Here is a 19,811-nt window from a genome sequence, read left to right as displayed (position 1 = left end):
TCACCTCAGGACGTCGATCACCTCCCTGGCGGCCCGCTCGCCCTCCGTGGCCCCGCCCTCCATGAAGCCCTGGAAGTCGTAGCTGCAGTGCTCACCGCCGATGTGGACGTTCCCCTGCGCCGTGCCCTCGTAGCCCGCGTACCTGTGGAGGTAGCCGACGGGCCAGCAGGAGTACGCGCCGAGGGCGTAGGGGTTCTTGTGCCAGGCGGAGAGCTGGGCCCGGCCCGTGTACGCCCGGGAGGTGCCGGGGAAGAAGGCGTCGATGCCGGCGAGGTAGCGGGTGACGAGGCCGCGCACGTACGGGTCGGACTCGGTGGAGAACGGCCCGGCCGGGTTCAGGTTCCGGGCCAGGCTGCCGCCGCCGTACTGGAGGAGGATGCCGCCGGTGCCGCCCTGGACCTTGGTGGTGTCCCAGGTCTGCTGGACCTCGCTGTCGGTGAAGCAGTCTCCGGCGGAGACCCCGGGCCAGGGGCCGGTGCCGCGCCAGGGGCGGGTGCCGAACTGCATGTTGAGCTTGGTGCAGTGGCCCATGCGGGCGTCCCGCAGCAGGTTCCGCATGAGCGGGTCGAAGCCCGCCTGGGAGAGGTCGAGCTGCTTGAGGATCGGCAGCGGGAGACAGAGGATCGTGTGGTCGGCGGTGACGGTACGGGTGGCGCCGGCCTCGGTGAAGGTCAGCGTCAGCGTGCCGTCGGCATTGGCCCGTACGGCGGTCAGGGACCAACCCCGGCGCAGGGTGCCGGGGGTGAGGGCCCCGGCGATGGCGTTCGGGAGCCGGTCGTTGCCGCCGACGATGTGGTACCGCTCGTTGGACAGGCCCCAGATGTTGAAGTTGCCCGGATTGGTCTGGTAGCCCATGAGCAGGACGAGGGCGAGCGAGGACTGATCGGTGGTGTCGGCGCCGTACTCGACGTTGTAGGCGACGTCGATGAACTTGCCGAGGGGCGAGGAGTGGCCGCCCGGGACCCGCGTCTCGATCCACTCGTACACGGACATGTCGTCGAGGGCGGTGCCGGTGGGGGTGGTCTGGTTCCAGAAGACCTCGCCCGCCTCGGAGAGGTCGCGGCGCAGCGCCTGGTAGACCCCGTTGAAGTCCTCGTCGGCCTGGTGGCGCGGGTAGTAGGCGCCGTCGAACCAGAGGACTTCCTCGGCCCCGTTGGGTCCGCCGCCGAGGAAGTCCTCGACGTCGAGGTCGAAGCGGCGGCAGAGCTCCAGGATCTTCTTGTGGCTGGTGTCGATCAGCTCGCCGCCGATCTCGGAGGTCTGGCCGTAGGCCCAGTGGTTCCGCTGGGTCCACATGCGGCCGCCGACCCGCGAGGGGTCGGCCTCGTAGAGGATGGGGCTCAGGCCGGCGTCCTGGAGGGTGAGTGCGGAGGTGAGGCCGGATATCCCGGCCCCGACGACGGCGACCCTGGCGGTGCTCTTGACGGGTGGGTCCGGGGTGGCGGCGCGGGCGGGGACGGCCCCGCCCAGGCCGGCGGCCCCGGCGGCGCCGACGGCGAGACCGGCGGCGGCCGCGTACGTGAGCAGGGAGCGGCGCCCGAAGGCGTCAGCTCTCATGCCTCTGAGCTCGTCGACGGGGATGGCGAGGCGCCGGGCGTCGGCGCGCTCGGCGACGAGGCGCTTCAGGAGGTGCATCGGGTTGGTGCGTGCCATGGAGCGCTCCTAGGGGGAGGGGAAATCAGCTCTGCGGTACGACGGTGATGCGGCTCTGGGGTACGACGGTGATGCGGCTCTGGGGTACGACGGGGGGTTCGGCTCCGGCGTACAGCGGGGATTCAGCCCTGGGGTACGGCGGCGGGAGCGGGGGCTGCCTCGGCGGGGCGCTCGGCAGCGTCCTCCAGGACGATCCGGCCGATGATCTCGTAGCGCTCGGGCCGCTTGGCCTTGAGGTAGAAGCCGAGGCCGAGGCCGCCGAAGAAGACCAGCCCGACGATCCAGGGAATCGCCTTGAAGAAGAGGGAGTCGGCGGCGAGCCCGGCCGCGGTCTCCATGTTGACGACCAGCAGGACGACGACGGCGATCATGCCGATGCCGCCGAGGAGCGGGGCGGTGAGGGTCCTGAACCAGTGCCGGTCCTCGGGGTGGTTCTTGCGGAAGTAGCCGATGACGGCGAAGGAGCAGAGGGTCTGGACGATGAGGATCGCCATCGTGCCGAGGATGGCGAGCAGCGTGTAGAGGTGGATGTACGGGTCCTGGCCGGTGAGCCAGAAGGCGACGACGAGGCCGACGGCGAGCGCGCTCTGCACGTAGGAGGCGATGTACGGCGAGCCGTACCGCGCGTGGGTGCGGCCGAGCGCCGGGTGGAGGAAGCCCTCGCGTCCGATGGCGTACAGGTAGCGCGAGGCGCACTGGTGGAAGGCCATGCCGCAGGCGAAGGAGCCGGTCAGCAGCAGCCACTGGAAGGCGTCGACGGCCCAGGCGCCGATGAAGGACTGGGTGGGGGCGAAGAACAGGTCGAGCGGCGAGGCGGAGGCGGACAGCTTCACGGACCCGGCGAGGCCGTTTCCGGCGATCGTCATCCACGACACGTAGATGTAGAAGAGACCGACGCCGATGACGGAGATCAGCGTGGCGCGCGGGATGACCTTCTTCGGGTCGCGCGACTCCTCCCCGTACATCGCGGTCGACTCGAAGCCGACCCAGGACCAGAAGGCGAAGAAGAGTCCGAGCCCCGCCGAGGTACCGGTGAAGGCGTTCACGGGGTTGATCGGCTCGACCGGGATGCCGTCGGGTCCGCCGCCGGCGATCAGCACGGCGGTGGCGACCGCGAAGAGGACCGCGATCTCCGCGATGAGCATCACGCCGAGCGCCTTGGCGGTCAGGTTGATGTCGAAGTACGAGAGGACGGCCGTCACGGCCAGCATGACCGCCGCGTACAGGATCCACGGAATGTCGACGCCGAGCTGATCTGCGACGGTCGTCTGGGCGAAGTACGCGAAGACGCCGACGATCGAGGCCTCGAAGACGATGTACGCGAGGACCGCGAGCATGCCGGAGGCCATGCCGGCGATCCGGCCGAGACCGTGCGAGATGTAGCCGTAGAAGGCGCCCGCGGCCGTGATCCGCTTGGCCATGGCGACATAGCCGACGGAGAAGACGGTCAGGACGAGCGTCGCGAAGAGATAGCCGGCGGGTGCGCCGGTGCCGTTGCCGAAGCCGACGGCGATGGGGAGGTTGCCGGTCATCGCGGTGATCGGGGCCGCGGTGGCCACGGCCATGAAGACGACGCCGACCAGACCGACGGAGTTCGCCTTCAGCCGGTGGACCTCTGGGGTGGAGTTCTTTGCCATGGCGCGAGAGCATCCTCGCGTGTGATGCAGGCCACAATCGACATGCGGTCGCACAATTCCCGCCATGGGGCGACGAGTTGTCGCCCCGGTGTACGAAGTGTCCGGTCCCGTAACCGAGCGGTGATGTCACCGGAACGCGGACGCGGGGTAGCGTCCGGGCCCATGGACAATCAGGGCGGGATCACCGTGCAGCGGGCGCTCGAACTCCCGGGGCTGCGCGGCGGGCTCCCGGAGGTCGTCGCCGGCGGGGACCGGCTGCACCGCACGGTGCGCTGGGTGCACGCCGGCGAGGTGCCGAACATCGCGTCGCTGCTCAAGGGCGGCGAACTCCTCCTCACGACGGGCCTCGGTCTGGGCACCCGCCCGGCCGAGCAGCGGGCCTTCGTCCGCCGGCTCGCCGACCGGGGCATCGCGGCGCTCGTCGTCGAACTGGGCCCGCGCTTCGCCCGCCTCCCGGCGACGATAGTGGAGACCGCGCGGGCGGCGGGGCTGCCCCTCGTCCAGCTCCACCGCGAGGTCCCCTTCGTGGCGGTCACGGAGGAGATCCACACCGAGATCGTCAACGGCCACTACGCGCTCCTCCGCCAGGCCGAGGAGGTGCACCGGCAGTGCACGGAGGCCCTGCTCGGGGGCGGCGGGATCCCGCAGGTCCTGCGCATCCTGTCCGACTTCGCCGCGAACCCGGTCTTCCTGGAGACCGCCGACGGCCAGCTCCTGTACGCGGCGGGCACCGAGTCCGGCCCCGCCGACCCGCTCCAGGTGTGGGACGGGCTGCGCGGCCAGCGCGCGGCCCGCGAATCCGGCCCACCGACCGGTACGGTCCTCGTCGACGTGCCGGGCGGCGGCCCCGGTACGGGTTCGGTACGGGCCCGCCTGGTCCTCCTCGCGGTCTCCGGCGCCCTCTCCCCCGTCCACCGGATGGCGGCCGAGCGGGCGGCGGGCATCCTCGCGGTGGTCCTCATGCAGGCGCGCCAGGAGGAGGAGCTGGCCGCGCGCGGCCGGGGCGACTTCCTGACGGACCTGGCGGAGGGCCGGATCACGGCGGAGGCCGCCCCCGCCCAGGCCCGGGTCCTCGGCTTCAAACCGGGCGACGGCCCGCTGCTGCCGGTGGTCATGCGCCTGGCATCGGAACTCTCCCCGTCGGGCAACTGGGCCCTCCTGGCCCGAGCGGTCCTCGAAGAACTCTCCTCGGTGGGCGTCCCCGTCCTCCTGGGCGTCCGCCCGGTCGAGGGACGTGTCCCGCTCCTCCTGGGCCTGCGCTCGGAGTCGGAGCGCACGGCCGTCGCGGACCGGGTCGCGGCGGCGCTCCGGGCGGGCGTGGAGCGGGCCGGTCTGGAGCGCGCGGGCGTCCACCCGCCGGTGGTCGTCGTGGGCGTCGCCGGAAGCTGGGCGGCGGCGTCGGCGGGCCTGCGGCACGCGGCGGAGACGGCGACGGCCGCGCAGGGCCTGTCGGACCGTCCCTGGTACGACGCGCGCCGCCTGGACATCGACCTGCTCCTCTGGCGCCTACGGGACCACCCTGACCTGGCGGCCTTCGTGGACCGGGCGATCGGCCCCCTCCGCGACCACGACCGCACCTCCCGCCCGCCGCTGCTCCCGACGCTGGAGACGTACCTGGCCCACGCGGGCCGCAAGGCGGAGACGGCCCGCGAACTCCACCTCAACCGCCAGACCCTCTACAACCGCCTGGCCCGCATCTCCGATCTCCTGGGCACGGACCTGGACGACCCCCAGACGGTCCTGGCCCTCTCCCTGGCCCTACGAGCCCGCCGCCACACGACGTAACACCGCGGCCGCCCTAGGCAGACGCCACAAGCGGGCGACGCGAAGCCGCCGCGGAACGGGCAGGGATCCGGGAGCCCACCGGACGGCGCGAAGCCGACGCGGAGCGGGCAGGGATCCGGGAGCCCACCGGGCGACGCGAAGCCGCCGCGGAGCGGGCAGGGATCCGGGAACCCACCGGACGACGCGAAGCCGCCGCGGAGCCGGCCGGGGGCAGAGCCCGGCGTTCCCTTGTCAGCCGCGCGTGGCCGTCGCCTGGGGGCGGGGGCGAAGCCCCACGTCCCTCCCCCGGCGGGGCGAAGCCGCCGCCCCGGGGGTTCGGGGGCGGAGCCCCCGGTCTCGTCAGAGTTTCGGGAAGGGGCGGGGTGGGGGAAACAACCCCGCCCCACCCCACCGCGTCAGCGCCCCGCCAACTCGTCGTACACGCTCAGCACATGCGCCACCGTCTCGTCCTCCGTCGGCCACGTCCCCGCCTGCACCCGCCCCGCCGCCGCCAGGTCCATCCGCCGGTCCGCGTCCTCCAGCAGCCCCCGTACCGCCCGCGCGAGCGCCGCCGCGTCTCCGTACGGCACCAGCTCCGCCGCGTCCCCGACCAGTTCCGGCACCCCGCCGACCGCCGTCGCGACCAGCGGCACGCCGAGCCGCAGCGCCTCCTGCGCGAGCAGCGAGCGGGCCTCCCGGCGCGACGGGAGGACCGCGACGTCCGCCGCGGCCAGCAGCTCCGCCACGTCGTCGCGCCGCCCGATCAGCCGTACCGCGAGCCCCTCCGCGGTGATCCGCCGCTGCAGCGCGGCCCGTTCGCGGCCCTCGCCCGCGATGACGAGCAGCGGCTGCGGGTCGAGGTCCCGCCACGAGCGCGCCGCGTCGAGCAGCGTCCCGTACCCGCGTCCCCGTTCGAGCGCCCCGACGGCCATCAGCAAGGGCCGGTCGACCGCGCCGAGTTCGGCACGGGCCTTGCCGTCGTGGAGGCAGACGGGCCCCCGCGCGGCCGGCACGGTCACGGGCGCGAGCCGGGCGTCCCGCGCCCCGCGCCGCCGCGCCCGGTCGACGAGTTCGGACGACGTGCCGAGGACGACGGACGCGGCCCGTACGGTCCTGCGCTCCAGGAGCCGTTGTACGCCGCCCCGCGCCCCGTCCAGGTGGTTCCGGCTGTGCCAGGTCGTGACGAGCGGCGTGCGCCCCCCGCCGGACGCCGACGCGCCGGACGCCGGCCCGTCGAAGGCCGTCCCACCGGACACCGACCCCCCGGAAGCCCGACCCCCGCACGGCGCCGACAGCGCGAGCGCGGCCCGCACGGAGGCCTGCAACCCGTGCGCGTGGACCACGTCCGCGCCGATGCAGGCGTTACGGAGCGCGGTGACGGTCGCGGGGTCCCCGAGGCGCGGCAGGGGCACGAAGTGCGCGCCGGCGCCGAGGTAGTCGTAGAGACGGTCGAGTTCTGCCGGGGCGCACACGGTCACCCGCACGCCCCTCGCCACAAGCCCCGAGGCGAGTGATCGGACGTGGGAGCTACTGCCCGCGCTGCCGCCGCCCAGCACTTGGACCGTACGGAGCTGTGTCACGCGCCCAAGGATGCCAGCCCGTACCGCCGACCGTACGCACGTTCCGGCACCGAAGTGGCGTCGTTCCCTTGTACGGAGGGCGTCCGCCGTCCCGACCCACCCCAGGGTTCACCCACGTGGGTGAGCGCGCGACGCGGCGTCGCACTCCCCCCACACCGCGGCGGCGACGAGCCCCACCGCGTGCGCGGCGAGACCGAACCGCCCGTTCCCCGCGGCGATCGCGCCGCCGACGGCCGCGCCGAGCGCGTGCGCGCCGGTGTCACCGAGCATCGTGCGCTCCCCGAGGTCCTCGCCGAGGACCGCCGCCGCCGCGCCCATCGGGGCGGCGGCGAGCGACCCGCGCAACAGGCCGGGCGCGCCGAGCGCGAGCACGGTCAGGCCCGCCCGCCCCGGCCGTACGTCCACGAGGTTCACCAGATGGGCGCAGCCGGCGATGACGACCCCGGCCAGAACCTTGTCCACGGGCCGTTCCTTGAGCAGCGCCCCGGCCGCCAGCGAGGCCGCGCCGATGCCGAGGAGCTTGACGGTCCCGCTGGTCACCTCGCCGTCGCGCAAGGCCGCCAAGTGCGCCCGGAAACCGCGCCGGTGATCGCCCTTCACATCGTCGTACGCCCCGCACGTCCCGGCCGCCAGTACGGCGAACGCCACCGGCCCGCTGCCGCTGCCGGCCGCGGCCCCGAGAGCGGTCGCGGGCCCGGCGTACAGGCCGACGCTCCGCCCGGCATGGTTGACCCGCGTCCACCGCGCACCACCCACGGTCCCCCGCAGCCCCTCGTACACCGCCCGGGTCACCCCGGCGGCGACCCCGAAGGAGACGAGACGCCTCACCCGTCCGCCCGGGCCGTCGCGAGCAGCTCCTCCGCGTGCGCCCTGGCCGTCTCGGAGTCCTCCTGGCCGGCGAGCATCCGGGACAGCTCCCGTACGCGCTCCTCGCCCTCCAGGACGGTGACACCGGACCGGGTCACGGAACCGTCGTTGGTCTTCTCCACGAGCAGCTGCCGATCGGCGAAGGCGGCGACCTGCGGAAGGTGGGTGACGACGACGACCTGCGCGGTCTTGGCGAGCTTGGCGAGCCGCCGCCCGATCTCCACGGCCGCCTTGCCGCCGACGCCCGCGTCGACCTCGTCGAAGAGGTACGTGGGCACGGGGTCGGTCCCCGCGAAGACGACCTCCACCGCGAGCATCACGCGCGACAGCTCACCGCCGGACGCGCCCTTGGCGATCGGCCGCGGCGGCGCTCCGGGGTGCGGGGCGAGCAGCAGCTCGACCTCGTCGGCCCCGGACGGGCCGTAGGCGACCCGCCGGCCGCCGACCTCGACCCCCTCGGGGTCCTCGGTCTGGCTGATGGCGAAGGACACGCGCGCGTGCGGCATGGCGAGCGAGGCGAGCTCGGCGGTGACCGCCCCGGCGAACCGGTCGGCGGTCTCCGTGCGGGCGTCGGTGAGCCCCTGGGCGAGGACGGACAGTTCGTCGCGCAGCCGGTCCCGCTCCGCGGTCAGCTCCTCGACGCGGTCGTCGTCGCCGTCCAGCTCGCCGAGCCGGGCCGCGCTCTCCTCGGCCCAGGCGAGGACGGCCGTGATGTCCTGGCCGTATTTCCGGGTGAGCTGGGTGAGGGCCGCGCGCCGCTCCTCGACGGCGGCGAGCCGCAGCGGGTCGGCGTCCAGGTCGTCGGCGTATCCGGCGAGCTCCCCGGCCACGTCGCCGAGCAGGATGGAGATCTCCCCCATCCGGTCGGCGAGCGAGGCGAGCGCCGCGTCGTGGGACCGTACGGCCTCCAGGGCCCGGCCCGCGCCCGCGACGAGGGTCGTCGCGTCGACGGCCTCGGGGTCCTCGGGGTTGCCCGCGAGCGCGCCGTGCGCGAGCGCGGCGGCGGAGGCCAGGGCCTCGGCGTGGCCGAGCCGCTCCGCCTCGGCGGCGAGTTCGACGTCCTCCCCGGCGCGCGGGGCGACGGCCTCGATCTCGGTGAGCCCGAAGCGCAGCAGATCGGCCTCCTGGGCCCGTTCCCGGGCCCGGGTGGTGATCTCCTCCAGCTCGCCGGTGACGGCCCGCAGCCGCTTGTACGCCTCGCCGTAGGCGGCGAGCGGCACGGCGACGGCCTCGCCCGCGTACCGGTCGAGCGCGCCGCGCTGCCGGGCGGGCTTGAGCAGGCCCTGCTGGTCGGTCTGGCCGTGGACGGCGACGAGCTCGTCGGCGAGCTCGGCGAGCAGCCCGACGGGCACGGAGCGCCCGCCGAGGTGGGCTCGTGAGCGTCCCTCGGCCGAGACGGTACGGCTGACGAGCAGCACCCCGTCCTCCAGTTCGGCCCCGGCCTCCTCGGCGCGCAGGGCGGCGGGCGCGCCCGGGGGCACGCTGATCCGTCCCTCGACGACGGCCGAGGCCGCGCCGATCCGCACCAGGGCCGGGTCGGCCCGTCCACCGAGCAGCAGGCCAAGACTGGTCACGACCATGGTCTTGCCCGCGCCGGTCTCACCGGTCACCGCGGTGAAGCCGGGCGACAGCTCGACCACCGCGTCGTCGATGACCCCGAGCGACCGTATCCGCATCTCCTCCAGCACGCCCCAGACCATACGAGGTTTCCCTGGTCCGATGCGACATCGCCCCGGCCGTAACTCTCCGGCGCCCCGATCGTTCAGGCACCGGAAAGCACGGGAGCCCGGCCGAGAGAGCGCGGGGAGCGCGTCAGTGCGGAGCGCCCCGCCACCCCGACACCGGCAGGGCGAACTTGGCGACCAGCCGGTCCGTGAAGGAGGCGTGGTGCAGACGGGCCAGCCGGACGGGCACGGCACCGCGCCGCACCTCGACCCGCGCACCCGCCGGAAGCTCCACGGTCCGCCGCCCGTCGCACCACAGCACGCCGTGCGGGGTGTGCGGCTCGACCTCGACGGCCAGCACCGACTCGGGGGTGGTGATGAGCGGCTTGGCGAACAGGGCGTGCGCCCCGATGGGGACCATGAGCAGGGCCTCGACCTCCGGCCAGACGACCGGTCCGCCCGCCGAGAAGGCGTACGCGGTGGAGCCGGTCGGTGTCGCGCAGATCACCCCGTCGCAGCCGAAGCCGGTCACCGGACGGCCGTCGATGGCGAGCACGACCTCCAGCATCCGCTCCGGGGACACCTTCTGGACGGCCGCCTCGTTGAGCGCCCAGTCACGGTGCAGGACGTCGCCGTTCTCGTACACGACGACGTCGAGCGTCATCCGCTCCTCGACCTCGTACGCCTTCGTCACGACCCGGTCGACGACCTTGTCGAGGTCGTCCCGCTCGGCCTCCGCGAGGAAGCCGACCCGGCCCAGGTTGACGCCGAGCATCGGCACCCCGGAGGCCCGGGAGAACTCGGCGCCGCGCAGCAGCGTGCCGTCGCCGCCGAGGACGACGAGGAGTTCACAGCCGTCGAGGGCGTCGGAGCAGGCCTCCGGCACCTTCTCGACGGACGGCGGCAGCGGCAGGTCCGAGGCCTCGGCCTCCAGGACGCGGACGCCGATGCCGCAGCGCAGCAGCCCCAGGACGACCAGTTCGGCGCTGCGCACGGCGGCGGGCCTGCCGGTGTGTGCGAGCAGGAAGACGGTGCGTGATGTTCCCGATGGTGCTGCCGTTGAGCTCAACGAGGTCCCTCCGCCACGGCGCGGTCGACGTCCGCCGGATCGAGCGCGGGTGCGCCTGCCCGCAGCCACAGAAAGTACTCGACGTTCCCGGACGGGCCGGGCAGCGGGCTGGCGGTGACGCCGAGGACACCGAGTCCGAGCTCGGCTGCGCGCCGGGCCACGTTCTTCACGGCGTCGGCCCGGAGTTCGGTGCTCCGCACGACCCCGCCCGTACCGAGCCGTTCCTTGCCCACCTCGAACTGCGGCTTCACCATCAGGACGAGGTCGGCGTCGGGCGCCGTGCACGCCACCAGGGCGGGCAGCACGAGGCCGAGCGGGATGAAGGACAGGTCGCCGACGACCAGGTCGACGGGGGCGTCGTCGATCGCCTCGAGCGTCAACTCGCGGACGTTCGTCCGGTCCTTCACGGTGACGCGCTCGTCGCTCTGCAGCGACCAGGCGAGCTGTCCGTAGCCGACGTCGACGGCGACGACGTGGGCGGCGCCCGCGCGCAGCAGCACGTCGGTGAAGCCGCCGGTGGAGGCCCCGGCGTCCAGGGCGCGCCGGCCCTCGACGAGCAGTCCCTGCGGGACGAAGGCCTCGAAGGCCCCGGCGAGCTTGTGGCCGCCGCGCGAGACGTAGTCGGGGTCGTCGTCGTCCTGGACGACGACGATGGCCGCGGCGGTCTCGACCTGGGTGGCGGGCTTGGTGGCGACGGTCTTGCCGACGGTCACCCGGCCCGCGGCGATCAGCTGGCTGGCGTGCTCGCGCGAGCGCGCGAGCTTGCGCCGTACCAGCTCGGCGTCGAGACGGCGGCGTGCCACTCCTGCCACGTTCGGTTCAGCTCCTGTTGTCGTGCGGACGGGGGGCGGGGTGCGCGTCGAGCGAGGTCAGCTCGGCGCGCAGTCCACGGTGTACATCCTCGTACACCTCCAGGTGTCCGTCCGCCGGGAGGTGGTCCACCTCGCCGAGACGCGCCAGGTGGGCGTCGACGGCGGCGTGGCCGGTGAGCTCCCGGGCGACGCCGAGCGGCGCGGGCGCGGCGGGCTCGTGGTCCACCGTGACCTCCGTGTCCTCTGCCTCGATGGGTGCCGGCTCCGTCGTCGCATCGCTCATCCCCCGACGCTATCGCGAAGCCCTGCGGTACGGTCGACGGCGATGGCGACGATCACTGAGTGCCGTGGCGCACTGGACAGACTTTCGGACAATCTCGCGCGGGCCGACGGCGACGTGCGGGGTGCGACCGCGCTCGACCGCACCCTGAGCTGCCACATCACGGACCTGGACACGACCTTCACGGGCCGTCTCGCCGACGGCCGGATCGAGGTCGTGGACACGGTGCCGGGGCCGCCGCCGGCGAAGGCGCAGATCCGGCTCGCGATGACCGGCGACGACCTGGTGGCGATGGTGGGCGGCGAGCTGAACTTCGCGAAGGCCTGGGCCTCCGGCCGGGTCAGGCTGGAGGCCGGCTTCCGCGACCTGCTGAAGCTGCGCTCGCTCCTGTAGCGCCGCTCCGACGGCCCTACTTCCGCAGGACGGGCACGCTCTCGGCCTTCCGGGCCCGGGCCTTGCGCCCGGCCGGCACGACCAGCGGCGTACCGGTCTCCGGGTCCTCGATGACCTGGCAGCGCAGTCCGAAGACCCGCTCGACGAGCTCGGCCGTGACGACCTCGGACGGCGGGCCCTCGGCGACGACCTCGCCGCCGCGGACGGCGATGAGGTGGGTCGCGTACCGGGCCGCGTGGTTGAGGTCGTGCAGCACGGCGACGAGCGTCCGGCCCTGCGTCTCGTGCAGCTCGGCGCAGAGGTCGAGGACGTCGATCTGGTGCTGGATGTCGAGGAACGTCGTCGGCTCGTCGAGAAGCAGCAGCGGGGTCTGCTGGGCGAGCGCCATGGCGATCCAGACGCGCTGCCGCTGCCCGCCGGAGAGCTCGTCGACGTACCGGTCGGCCAGTTCGGCGACGCCGGTCGAGGCCATCGACTCCTGGACGATCCGCTCGTCCTCCGGCGACCACTGGCGCAGCAGCCCCTGATGCGGGTAGCGGCCGCGGGCGACGAGGTCGGCGACGGTGATGCCGTCGGGGGCGATCGAGGACTGGGGCAGCAGGCCGAGGGTCTTGGCGACCTTCTTGGCGGGCAGGGAGTGGATCGACGCCCCGTCCAGCAGGACCCGGCCCTCGGCGGGCTTCAGCATCCGGGAGAGGGCGCGCAGCAGGGTCGACTTGCCGCAGGCGTTGGGCCCGACGATGACGGTGAAGGAGTTGTCGGGGATCTCGACGGACAGGTCGCGGGCGATGACCCGCTGCTCGTACGCGAGGGTGACCGATTCCGCGCTGAGACGCTGCTTCTGCCGACCGCCCATACCCGTACTCCTCTTGTCTTCGTTGGTCATATCCGGCCCGCCTTGCGTTCGGTGACGAGCAGCCAGAGCAGATAGCAGCCGCCGAGGATGCCGGTGACGACGCCGACCGGGAGCTGGCGCTCGCCGAAGGCGTTGGTGGCGATCCAGTCGGCGCCGAGCAGCAGCGCCGAGCCCATGAGGGCGGAGGCGGCGAGGTTGGGGCCGGGTGCCCGGGTCAGCCGACGGGCCAGCTGGGGCGCGCTCAGCGACACGAAGACGATCGGCCCGGCGGCGGAGGTGGCGACGGCGACGAGCAGGACGGCCGAGGCCATGAGGATGATCCGGGTCCGCTCGACCTTCACCCCGAGGGCGTACGCGGCGTCGTCGCCCATCTCCAGCATGCGCAGGGCCCGGCCGTGGCCGAGGACGAGCGGCAGCAGGACGCAGCAGACGGCGAACAGCGGCCAGAACTGGGACCAGTCGCGCCCGTCGAGGGAACCGGTCATCCACACGGTGGCGCGGGTCGCGTCCACCAGATCGGCTTTGGTGATCAGGTAGTGGATGACGGAGGTGAGCATGGCGGCGGCGCCGATGCCGACGAGGACGAGCCGGTAGCCGTGCACGCCCTTCTTCCATGCCAGCAGGTAGATCGTCACACCGGTGACGAGCCCGCCGACGACGGCCCCGCCGGCCGCGGCGGCGGCGCTGCCCTGGAAGAGGACGATGACGGTGAGCGCGCCGACGGTGGCGCCCTGGCCGAAGCCGATGACGTCGGGGCTGCCGAGCGGATTGCGGGACACCGACTGGAAGACGGCCCCGCCGACGGCGAGCGCGGCGCCGACGAAGACGGCGACGAGGACCCGCGGCAGCCGCAGGTCCATGACGGCGAACTCCTGGACGACGGTGCCCTTGCCGAGGAGCGTGTCGACGACCTCGCCGGGCGTCATCGGGAAGTCCCCGGTGCCGATGAGGACGACGGCGACGGCGACGGCGACCACGAGCAGGCCGAGGACGGAGAGCGCGGCCCGGGGCTCGTACCGTACGGAGAGTCCGCCGCCGGCCCGCAGGGTCTTGGTGGTCACAGCTGGGCCATCCTCTTGCGGCGTACGAGTCGGATGAAGACGGGCCCGCCGATGAGGGCGGTCACGATGCCGACCTGGAGCTCGGAGGGCCGGGCCACGAGCCGCCCGACGACGTCGGAGCCGAGCAGCAGCACGGGCGCGAGGACGGCCGCGTACGGCAGGATCCAGCGCATGTCGGGCCCGGTGATCGCCCGCACCATGTACGGGACCATCAGCCCGAGGAACACGATGGGCCCGCAGGCCGCGGTGGCGGCTCCGCACATCAGGGTGACGGACACCATGGCGATGACCCGCGTCCGGTTGATGTTCGCGCCGAGCGCCCGGGCGGTGTCGTCGCCCATCTCCATGGCGTTCAGCGGCCGCGCGATGAGGAGCGCGAGGACGGCGCCGCCCAGGATGAAGGGGGCGACCTGGCGGATGGTCGCCATGTCGGCGGAGGCGAGCGACCCCACGGTCCAGAACCGCAGCCGGTCGAGGGCGGCGGAGTTCAGCAGCTGGACGGCGTTGACGTACCCGTAGAGCGCGGCGGTGGCGGCGGTCCCGGCGAGCGCCAGGCGCACGGGAGTGGCGCTGCGGCTGCCCCCGAGCAGATAGACGACCACGGCGACGACGGCGGCTCCGACGAAGGCGAACCAGACGTAGTCCTTGACGTCGGACACCCCGAGGAACGCGATCGCCGTGACGACGGCGGCGGCGGCGCCCGCGTTGACCCCGAGCAGTCCGGGCTCGGCGAGCGGATTACGGGTCAGCCCCTGCATCACGGCCCCGGAGAGCCCGAGGGCGAGCCCGACGAGCAGCCCGAGGAGAGTACGGGGGACGCGTACGTCATGGATGACGACGTCGTTGCCGACGCCGCTGTTCCGGAACAGCCCGTGCCACACGTCCCCGAGCGGCACCGGCTTGGCACCGATCATGATGCTCAGGACACAGACCAGCAGCAGGACCGCGACGGCCACCACCAACCCGACGGCACGCACGGAGTTCCGGCGCTTCGGAGACTGGGCGGCGGACGTCGGCTCCGCGCTCGCTCGGGAGGGACTCTCAACCAACACGGAGTTAGGTTAGCCTACCCAACTATCGTGCTCCCGCGGGGAACCTCACCACCCCAACGACGCCAACGCCTTCCCGGCATCAGCCCCGCACACCCCGTCGCCCGCGGCCGACCACGCGGCCCCGCACAACGCCCGCACCCCGTCCATCACATCCGCTCCCGCAGCCGCCTCGAGCACCAGCTCACCCCCGCTCACCGACGCCCGCCACCCCCCACACGCCACGACTCCCCCGGCCTCCGCGACGACCTCCGGCTGCGCCACCAGCAGCCCCCGCAGATCCGCCGCCACATACGTCGGCCGGTGCTCCGGCGCCGCCCTCAGCAGCTGCGCCACATCCGTCACCCCGGTGAAGACGAGCAGCGAGTCCACGCCACCGTTGAACGCGCCCTCGATGTCCGTGTCCAGCCGGTCCCCCACCACCAGCGGCCGCTCGGCCCCCGTCCGCAGCACCGTCTCCCGGTGCATCGGCGGCAGCGGCTTCCCCGCGACCTTCGGCTCCACGCGCCCCCCGGCCGCGATCCGTACGACCTCCACCGCAGCCCCGTTACCCGGCCCGATCCCCCGCGCGCCCGGAATCGTCAGGTCGGTGTTCGAGGCGTACCACGGCACCCCCCGCTGCACCGCGTACGCGGCCTCCGCGAACCGCCCCCACGGCAGGTCCGGCCCTCCGTACCCCTGGACGACCGCCGCCGGCTCGAAATCCGCCGACTCCACCGGCACGAGACCCCGCTCGCGCAGCGCCACCCGCAGCCCTTCACCCCCGATGACCAACACCCGCGACCCCGGCGGCACTTCGTCGGCGATCAGCCGCGCGACCGCCTGCGCCGAGGTGACCACGTCCCCGGCCACCGCCGGCACGCCCAGCTCGGTGAGGTGCGTCGCCACCTCCTCCGGCGTCCGCAGCGCGTTGTTGGTGACGTACGCCAGGTGCATCCCGCCGGTCCGTGCCACCCCGAGCGCCTCGACGGCGTACGGGATGGCCTCCCCGCCCGCGTACACGACCCCGTCCAGGTCGAGAAGAGCCGTGTCGTACGCCGCGCTCAGCGGCACCGCGCTGCTCCCAGGGAGCGCCCTGCCGCCACCGTCCTGCCGCCCCTGCCCGATCCGCACCGTCACCGCGTACTCTCCTCGCCTCGCCGGGTGGAATTCCTCCGCTCCCCCGATCATCGCTCATGCCCGTGCACACATACGATGTCGAGATGAACACCTCAGGTCACGCGGCCGACGCTGTCCGCGACGACGCCGCAGGGCTGCGCCTGGCCCCGTTCCGTGGACTCCGTTACGTCCCCGAACGGGTGGGCAGCCTCGCCGCCGTGACGTCCCCGCCCTACGACGTCGTCGTACGACCTGACGGACTTCTCCATCTGGAGTCGGCCGACCCCCACAACATCGTCCGGCTGATCCTCCCGCAGGCGATCACCGCCGGCACCCGCCACCGCAAGGCCGCCGTCACCCTCGACCGCTGGCTCGCGGACGGCGTCCTCGCCCCGGACCCGGAGCCCGCGCTCTACGTGTACGAGCAGAACGGCGACGGCATCCTCCAGCGAGGCATCATCGGCGCCCTGGAGCTCTCGACCCCGGACGAGGGCGTGGTCCTCCCGCACGAGGACGTCATGCCGCACGTGGTCGAGGACCGCGCCGCCCTGATGCGGACCACGGCCGCCAATCTGGAACCGCTGCTCCTCACGTACGTCGGAGAGGACGACGGCGGCGCCGACGCCGTCATCGAACGGACCGTCCGTCGCGAGCCCCTGCTCTCGACGACCACGGAGGACGGCTTCCAGCACCGCCTCTGGGCGGTCACCGATCCGGCCGACCAGGCCACCGTCGCCCAGGAACTCCGCCGCCACCAGGCCCTCATCGCCGACGGCCACCACCGCTGGGCGACGTATCTGCGGCTGCGCGAGGAGCACACCGCTCCCGGCCCCTGGAACTACGGCCTGGTCCTCCTCATCGACACCGCCCGCTACCCCCTGCGGGTCCGCGCCATCCACCGTCTCCTCAACCGCCTGCCGGTCGCGGACGCCCTGGCGGCCCTCGGCGACTCCTTCCGGGTACGCCGGATCGAGCGCGCCCTGCCGGTGGCCCTGGAGGCCCTGGCCACCGCGGCGGCCGAAGGCAACGCGTTCCTCCTCGCGGGTGACGGCGCCTTCCATCTCCTGGACCACCCGGACCCCACGCTCCTCGACCGGACGATCCGCACGGACCGCCCGGAGGCCTGGCGCACCCTGGACGCGACGGTCCTGCACTCCACTCTCCTGGACCACGTCTGGCACATCCCGGACGCCCCCGAGGACATCGCCTACATCCACGACACGCAGGCCGCGGTCGCCCAGGCGGAACGCCGCGGCGGTACGGCGGTCCTCATGCATCCGGTGCGGGAGGAGGTCGTACGGGACCTCGCGCGGCAGGGCGTGACGATGCCCCGCAAGTCGACCTCGTTCGGCCCGAAGCCCGCGACCGGCCTGGTCCTGAGAAGCCTCGCGCTGGACTGAAGCCCGGAAAACGAAGAAGGGCGGCACCCCGAGGGGTGCCGCCCTTTCTCACATGTTCACCGGATCAGCGGTCGTCGCCGTCGACGACGTCGGCGTCATCGATCTCATCGCCCTCGACATCAACGTCGATGTCAACGTCTTCGACGTCGTCCTCGACGTCATCGACGAGCCCACCCTCGACGGCCTCGTCCTCGACCTCGTCCTCCGAGTCGTCGAAAGCGTCCACGAACTCGACGCCGTCCAGCTCGGCGAGCCGGTCCGAGGCGTCCGTGACGCCGTCCTTGTCGGCCTCCAGGGCCTTGGCGAACCAGTCCCGCGCCTCGCTCTCGCGACCGGCGGCGATCAGCGCGTCGGCGTAGGCGTACCGCAGGCGCGCGGTCCACGGGTGAACGGCTCCGGACGCGAGCTCGGGGCTCTGCAGCGTCACGATGGCGGCGTCCAGCTGACCCAGGTCACGACGGGCGCCGGCGGCCACGAGCCGCATCTCGACCTGCCCGGCCTTGTCCAGCTTCTGCACCTCGGGCTCGCCGGCCATGGCCAGCGCGCGCTCGGGACGGTTCAGGCCACGCTCGCAGTCGGCCATGACGGGCCACAGCTCGACGCCACCGCTCATCCGCCGCGCCGCGCGGAACTCGGCCAGCGCCTCGGAGTACTTCTGCGTGGCGTACGCGGCAAAGCCGGCCGCCTCGCGCACGGCCGCGACACGCGACGCGAGCCGCAGGGCGACCCGGGAGTACTCGTACGCCCGGTCCGGCTCCTCGTCGATCAGCTGGGCGACCATGACCAGGTTGCGGGAGACCTCCTCGGCCAGCCCCTTGGGCAGGCTCATCAGCTCCTGACGCACGTCCGGGTCGATCTCGTCACCGGTGACCTCCGGCGGGATCGGCAGGCGCTTGATCGGCGCACGGTCGCCACGGTCCCGGTCACGGTCGTCACGCGCACCGTAGCCACCCCGGTCGTCCCGCCCACGGAACCCACCACGGTCGCCGTCACGCCGGTCGTCCCGCCCACGGAAGCCGCCACCGGCGCCACCGCCACGGTTGTCGTCCCGACGGTCATCGCGACGGAAGGGGGGACGCTCGTCACGACGCTCCTCACGCCGGAAGCCGCCACCGCCGCCGCGGTTGTCGTCACGGCGGTCGTCGCGCTGGAAGGAGGAGGGCCGCTCGTCACGACGGAACCCACCACCCGTGCCACTGCCACGGTTGTCGTCCCGACGGTCATCGCGACGGAAGGGGGGACGCTCGTCACGACGCTCCTCACGCCGGAAGCCGCCCCCGCCGCCGCGGTTGTCGTCACGGCGGTCGTCGCGCTGGAAGGAGGAGGGCCGCTCGTCACGACGGAACCCACCACCGGCGCCACCACCGCGGTTGTCACGGTCGTCACGACGGAAGGGAGGCCGCTCGTCACGACGCTCATCACGCCGGAAGCCGCCACCGCCACGGTTGTCATCGCGACGGAAGCCACCACCGGCGCCACCACCGCGGTTGTCGTCACGACGGAAACCACCACCGGCGCCACCACCGCGATTGTCGTCACGACGGAAACCACCACCGGAACCGCCACCGCGATTGTCATCGCGGCGGTCGTCACGGCGGAAACCGCCACCGGCGCCACCACCACGGTTGTCATCGCGACGGAAGCCACCGCCGGTGCCACCGCCACGGTTGTCGTCACGACGGAAACCACCACCGGAACCGCCACCGCGATTGTCATCGCGGCGGTCGTCGCGACGGAAACCGCCACCGGAACCGCCACCACCACGGTTGTCATCGCGACGGAAACCGCCACCGGTGCCACCGCCACGGTTGTCGTCACGACGGAAACCACCACCGGAACCGCCACCGCGATTGTCATCGCGACGGTCGTCACGACGGAAACCGCCACCGGCGCCACCACCACGGTTGTCATCGCGACGGAAACCGCCACCGGTGCCACCGCCACGGTTGTCGTCACGACGGAAACCACCACCGGAACCAACACCACGGTTGTCATCGCGACGGTCGTCACGACGGAAGCCACCGCCGGTGCCACCGCCACGGCTGTCGTCACGACGGAAACCACCACCGGAACCGCCACCGCGGTTGTCATCGCGACGGAAGCCACCACCGGTGCCACCGCCACGGTTGTCGTCACGACGGAAACCACCGCCGGAACCGCCACCACGGCTGTCATCCCGGCGGAAGCCACCACCGGTACCGCCACCGCGGTTGTCGCCACGGCTGTCGCCACGACGGTCATCGCGCTGGTGGGAAGGCCGGTCGTCGCGACGGAAGCCGCCACCGCCGCCGCCCCGGTTGTCGTCACGGCGCGGCCCGCGGAAGCCGCCCCGGTCGCCACCGCCACCGTCGTTGCGACGCGGCTCGCGCTCCGGACGGCCGTCGGGAGAGTTGGTGGACATGTGGGTGACTCCTGTCTTCGGGTACTGCAGTCATTCTCGCGCAGCCGGCACTCTGCCGCGCATCGGGAAAATCAAGCAAAAACAAAAGGACCCCTGGTCCAGCGTGAACGCTGGGACCAGGGGTCCTGAAATATTGTTCGGCGGCGTCCTACTCTCCCACAGGGTCCCCCCTGCAGTACCATCGGCGCTGAAAGGCTTAGCTTCCGGGTTCGGAATGTAACCGGGCG

General features: G+C 73.1%; 16 protein-coding genes and 1 rRNA gene. 3 read left to right on the top strand and 14 right to left on the bottom strand.

Going from position 1 to position 19,811, the window contains the following annotated elements:
• Together ACIBG6_RS35415 and ACIBG6_RS35410 are read right to left on the bottom strand one after the other, a co-directional pair.
• Positions 1-1,653, bottom strand: a complete 1,653-nt coding sequence (locus ACIBG6_RS35415) for a flavin monoamine oxidase family protein (RefSeq protein WP_399226836.1) — start codon at positions 1,651-1,653, stop codon at positions 1-3.
• A gap of 122 nt (positions 1,654-1,775) precedes the next feature.
• Positions 1,776-3,290 carry an APC family permease gene (locus ACIBG6_RS35410; protein ID WP_399226835.1) on the bottom strand — a complete coding sequence of 505 codons (1,515 nt, stop codon included), beginning with the start codon at positions 3,288-3,290 and terminating at the stop codon, positions 1,776-1,778.
• A 162-nt stretch (positions 3,291-3,452) separates the two neighbouring features.
• On the opposite strand from ACIBG6_RS35410, the gene ACIBG6_RS35405 reads away from it, so the two are divergent.
• Positions 3,453-5,075: a PucR family transcriptional regulator gene (locus ACIBG6_RS35405; RefSeq protein WP_399226833.1), complete on the top strand. Its 1,623-nt coding sequence runs from the start codon at positions 3,453-3,455 to the stop codon at positions 5,073-5,075.
• A 395-nt stretch (positions 5,076-5,470) separates the two neighbouring features.
• Here ACIBG6_RS35405 and ACIBG6_RS35400 read toward each other — a convergent pair whose 3' ends face one another.
• The 6 genes from ACIBG6_RS35400 to ACIBG6_RS35375 all read right to left on the bottom strand — a co-directional run bounded on the left by ACIBG6_RS35400 (position 5,471) and on the right by ACIBG6_RS35375 (position 11,329).
• Complete coding sequence (locus ACIBG6_RS35400) at positions 5,471-6,634, bottom strand: glycosyltransferase family 4 protein (RefSeq protein WP_399226832.1); 1,164 nt, start codon at positions 6,632-6,634, stop codon at positions 5,471-5,473.
• A 108-nt stretch (positions 6,635-6,742) separates the two neighbouring features.
• On the bottom strand, positions 6,743-7,462 hold the full coding sequence (locus tag ACIBG6_RS35395) for a hypothetical protein (protein WP_399226831.1): 720 nt from the start codon (positions 7,460-7,462) through the stop codon (positions 6,743-6,745).
• Positions 7,459-9,201 carry a DNA repair protein RecN gene (gene recN / locus ACIBG6_RS35390; RefSeq protein WP_399226830.1) on the bottom strand — a complete coding sequence of 581 codons (1,743 nt, stop codon included), beginning with the start codon at positions 9,199-9,201 and terminating at the stop codon, positions 7,459-7,461. The genes ACIBG6_RS35395 and recN overlap by 4 nt, the downstream gene beginning before the upstream one ends.
• 112 nt (positions 9,202-9,313) lie before the next feature.
• Positions 9,314-10,234 (bottom strand): NAD kinase, encoded by a 921-nt coding sequence (locus ACIBG6_RS35385; protein WP_056650727.1) that lies wholly within the window; start codon positions 10,232-10,234, stop codon positions 9,314-9,316.
• Positions 10,231-11,046 (bottom strand): TlyA family RNA methyltransferase, encoded by an 816-nt coding sequence (locus tag ACIBG6_RS35380; RefSeq protein WP_399226829.1) that lies wholly within the window; start codon positions 11,044-11,046, stop codon positions 10,231-10,233. The genes ACIBG6_RS35385 and ACIBG6_RS35380 overlap by 4 nt, the downstream gene beginning before the upstream one ends.
• 7 nt (positions 11,047-11,053) lie before the next feature.
• On the bottom strand, positions 11,054-11,329 hold the full coding sequence (locus ACIBG6_RS35375; RefSeq protein WP_399226828.1) for a hypothetical protein: 276 nt from the start codon (positions 11,327-11,329) through the stop codon (positions 11,054-11,056).
• Positions 11,330-11,371: 42 nt separating this feature from the next.
• On the opposite strand from ACIBG6_RS35375, the gene ACIBG6_RS35370 reads away from it, so the two are divergent.
• Positions 11,372-11,719 (top strand): SCP2 sterol-binding domain-containing protein, encoded by a 348-nt coding sequence (locus ACIBG6_RS35370; RefSeq protein WP_329624245.1) that lies wholly within the window; start codon positions 11,372-11,374, stop codon positions 11,717-11,719.
• Positions 11,720-11,735: 16 nt separating this feature from the next.
• On the opposite strand, the gene ACIBG6_RS35365 is transcribed toward ACIBG6_RS35370, so the two are convergent.
• From ACIBG6_RS35365 to ACIBG6_RS35350, 4 genes are all read right to left on the bottom strand, one after another.
• Positions 11,736-12,575, bottom strand: a complete 840-nt coding sequence (locus ACIBG6_RS35365; RefSeq protein WP_399226827.1) for an ABC transporter ATP-binding protein — start codon at positions 12,573-12,575, stop codon at positions 11,736-11,738.
• A 26-nt stretch (positions 12,576-12,601) separates the two neighbouring features.
• Positions 12,602-13,636 carry a FecCD family ABC transporter permease gene (locus ACIBG6_RS35360; RefSeq protein ID WP_399226826.1) on the bottom strand — a complete coding sequence of 345 codons (1,035 nt, stop codon included), beginning with the start codon at positions 13,634-13,636 and terminating at the stop codon, positions 12,602-12,604.
• Positions 13,633-14,592, bottom strand: coding sequence for an iron chelate uptake ABC transporter family permease subunit (locus ACIBG6_RS35355; RefSeq protein ID WP_399226979.1), 960 nt, complete (start codon positions 14,590-14,592; stop codon positions 13,633-13,635). The genes ACIBG6_RS35360 and ACIBG6_RS35355 overlap by 4 nt, the downstream gene beginning before the upstream one ends.
• A 141-nt stretch (positions 14,593-14,733) precedes the next feature.
• Positions 14,734-15,804, bottom strand: a complete 1,071-nt coding sequence (locus ACIBG6_RS35350; RefSeq protein ID WP_399226825.1) for an HAD hydrolase-like protein — start codon at positions 15,802-15,804, stop codon at positions 14,734-14,736.
• Between the two features lie 83 nt (positions 15,805-15,887).
• Here ACIBG6_RS35350 and ACIBG6_RS35345 point away from each other — a divergent pair, with 83 nt between their 5' ends.
• Positions 15,888-17,183, top strand: coding sequence for a DUF1015 domain-containing protein (locus ACIBG6_RS35345; protein ID WP_399226824.1), 1,296 nt, complete (start codon positions 15,888-15,890; stop codon positions 17,181-17,183).
• 64 nt (positions 17,184-17,247) lie between these two features.
• Here the strand turns inward: ACIBG6_RS35345 and ACIBG6_RS35340 are convergent, their stop codons facing one another.
• Both ACIBG6_RS35340 and rrf read right to left on the bottom strand, forming a co-directional pair.
• Positions 17,248-18,072, bottom strand: a complete 825-nt coding sequence (locus tag ACIBG6_RS35340; protein WP_399226978.1) for a hypothetical protein — start codon at positions 18,070-18,072, stop codon at positions 17,248-17,250.
• Positions 18,073-19,719: 1,647 nt separating this feature from the next.
• A 5S ribosomal RNA gene (rrf, locus tag ACIBG6_RS35335) occupies positions 19,720-19,811 on the bottom strand; the annotation flags it as partial.

The sequence above is a fragment of the Streptomyces sp. NPDC050842 genome (assembly GCF_044456565.1).
Lineage (GTDB): Bacteria > Actinomycetota > Actinomycetes > Streptomycetales > Streptomycetaceae > Streptomyces.
The sequence above is the reverse complement of the archived record's forward strand: the minus strand, read 5'-3'. Positions and strand labels throughout refer to the sequence as shown.

Bases quoted from the DNA above. Each gene is read 5' to 3' on its own strand.
- ACIBG6_RS35345 (WP_399226824.1), top strand. From the start codon at position 15,888: ATGAACACCTCAGGTCACGCGGCCGACGCTGTCCGCGACGACGCCGCA.
- ACIBG6_RS35365 (WP_399226827.1), bottom strand. From the start codon at position 12,575: ATGGGCGGTCGGCAGAAGCAGCGTCTCAGCGCGGAATCGGTCACCCTC.
- ACIBG6_RS35415 (WP_399226836.1), bottom strand. From the start codon at position 1,653: ATGGCACGCACCAACCCGATGCACCTCCTGAAGCGCCTCGTCGCCGAG.
- ACIBG6_RS35410 (WP_399226835.1), bottom strand. From the start codon at position 3,290: ATGGCAAAGAACTCCACCCCAGAGGTCCACCGGCTGAAGGCGAACTCC.
- ACIBG6_RS35375 (WP_399226828.1), bottom strand. From the start codon at position 11,329: ATGAGCGATGCGACGACGGAGCCGGCACCCATCGAGGCAGAGGACACG.
- recN (WP_399226830.1), bottom strand. From the start codon at position 9,201: ATGGTCTGGGGCGTGCTGGAGGAGATGCGGATACGGTCGCTCGGGGTC.
- ACIBG6_RS35370 (WP_329624245.1), top strand. From the start codon at position 11,372: ATGGCGACGATCACTGAGTGCCGTGGCGCACTGGACAGACTTTCGGAC.
- ACIBG6_RS35405 (WP_399226833.1), top strand. From the start codon at position 3,453: ATGGACAATCAGGGCGGGATCACCGTGCAGCGGGCGCTCGAACTCCCG.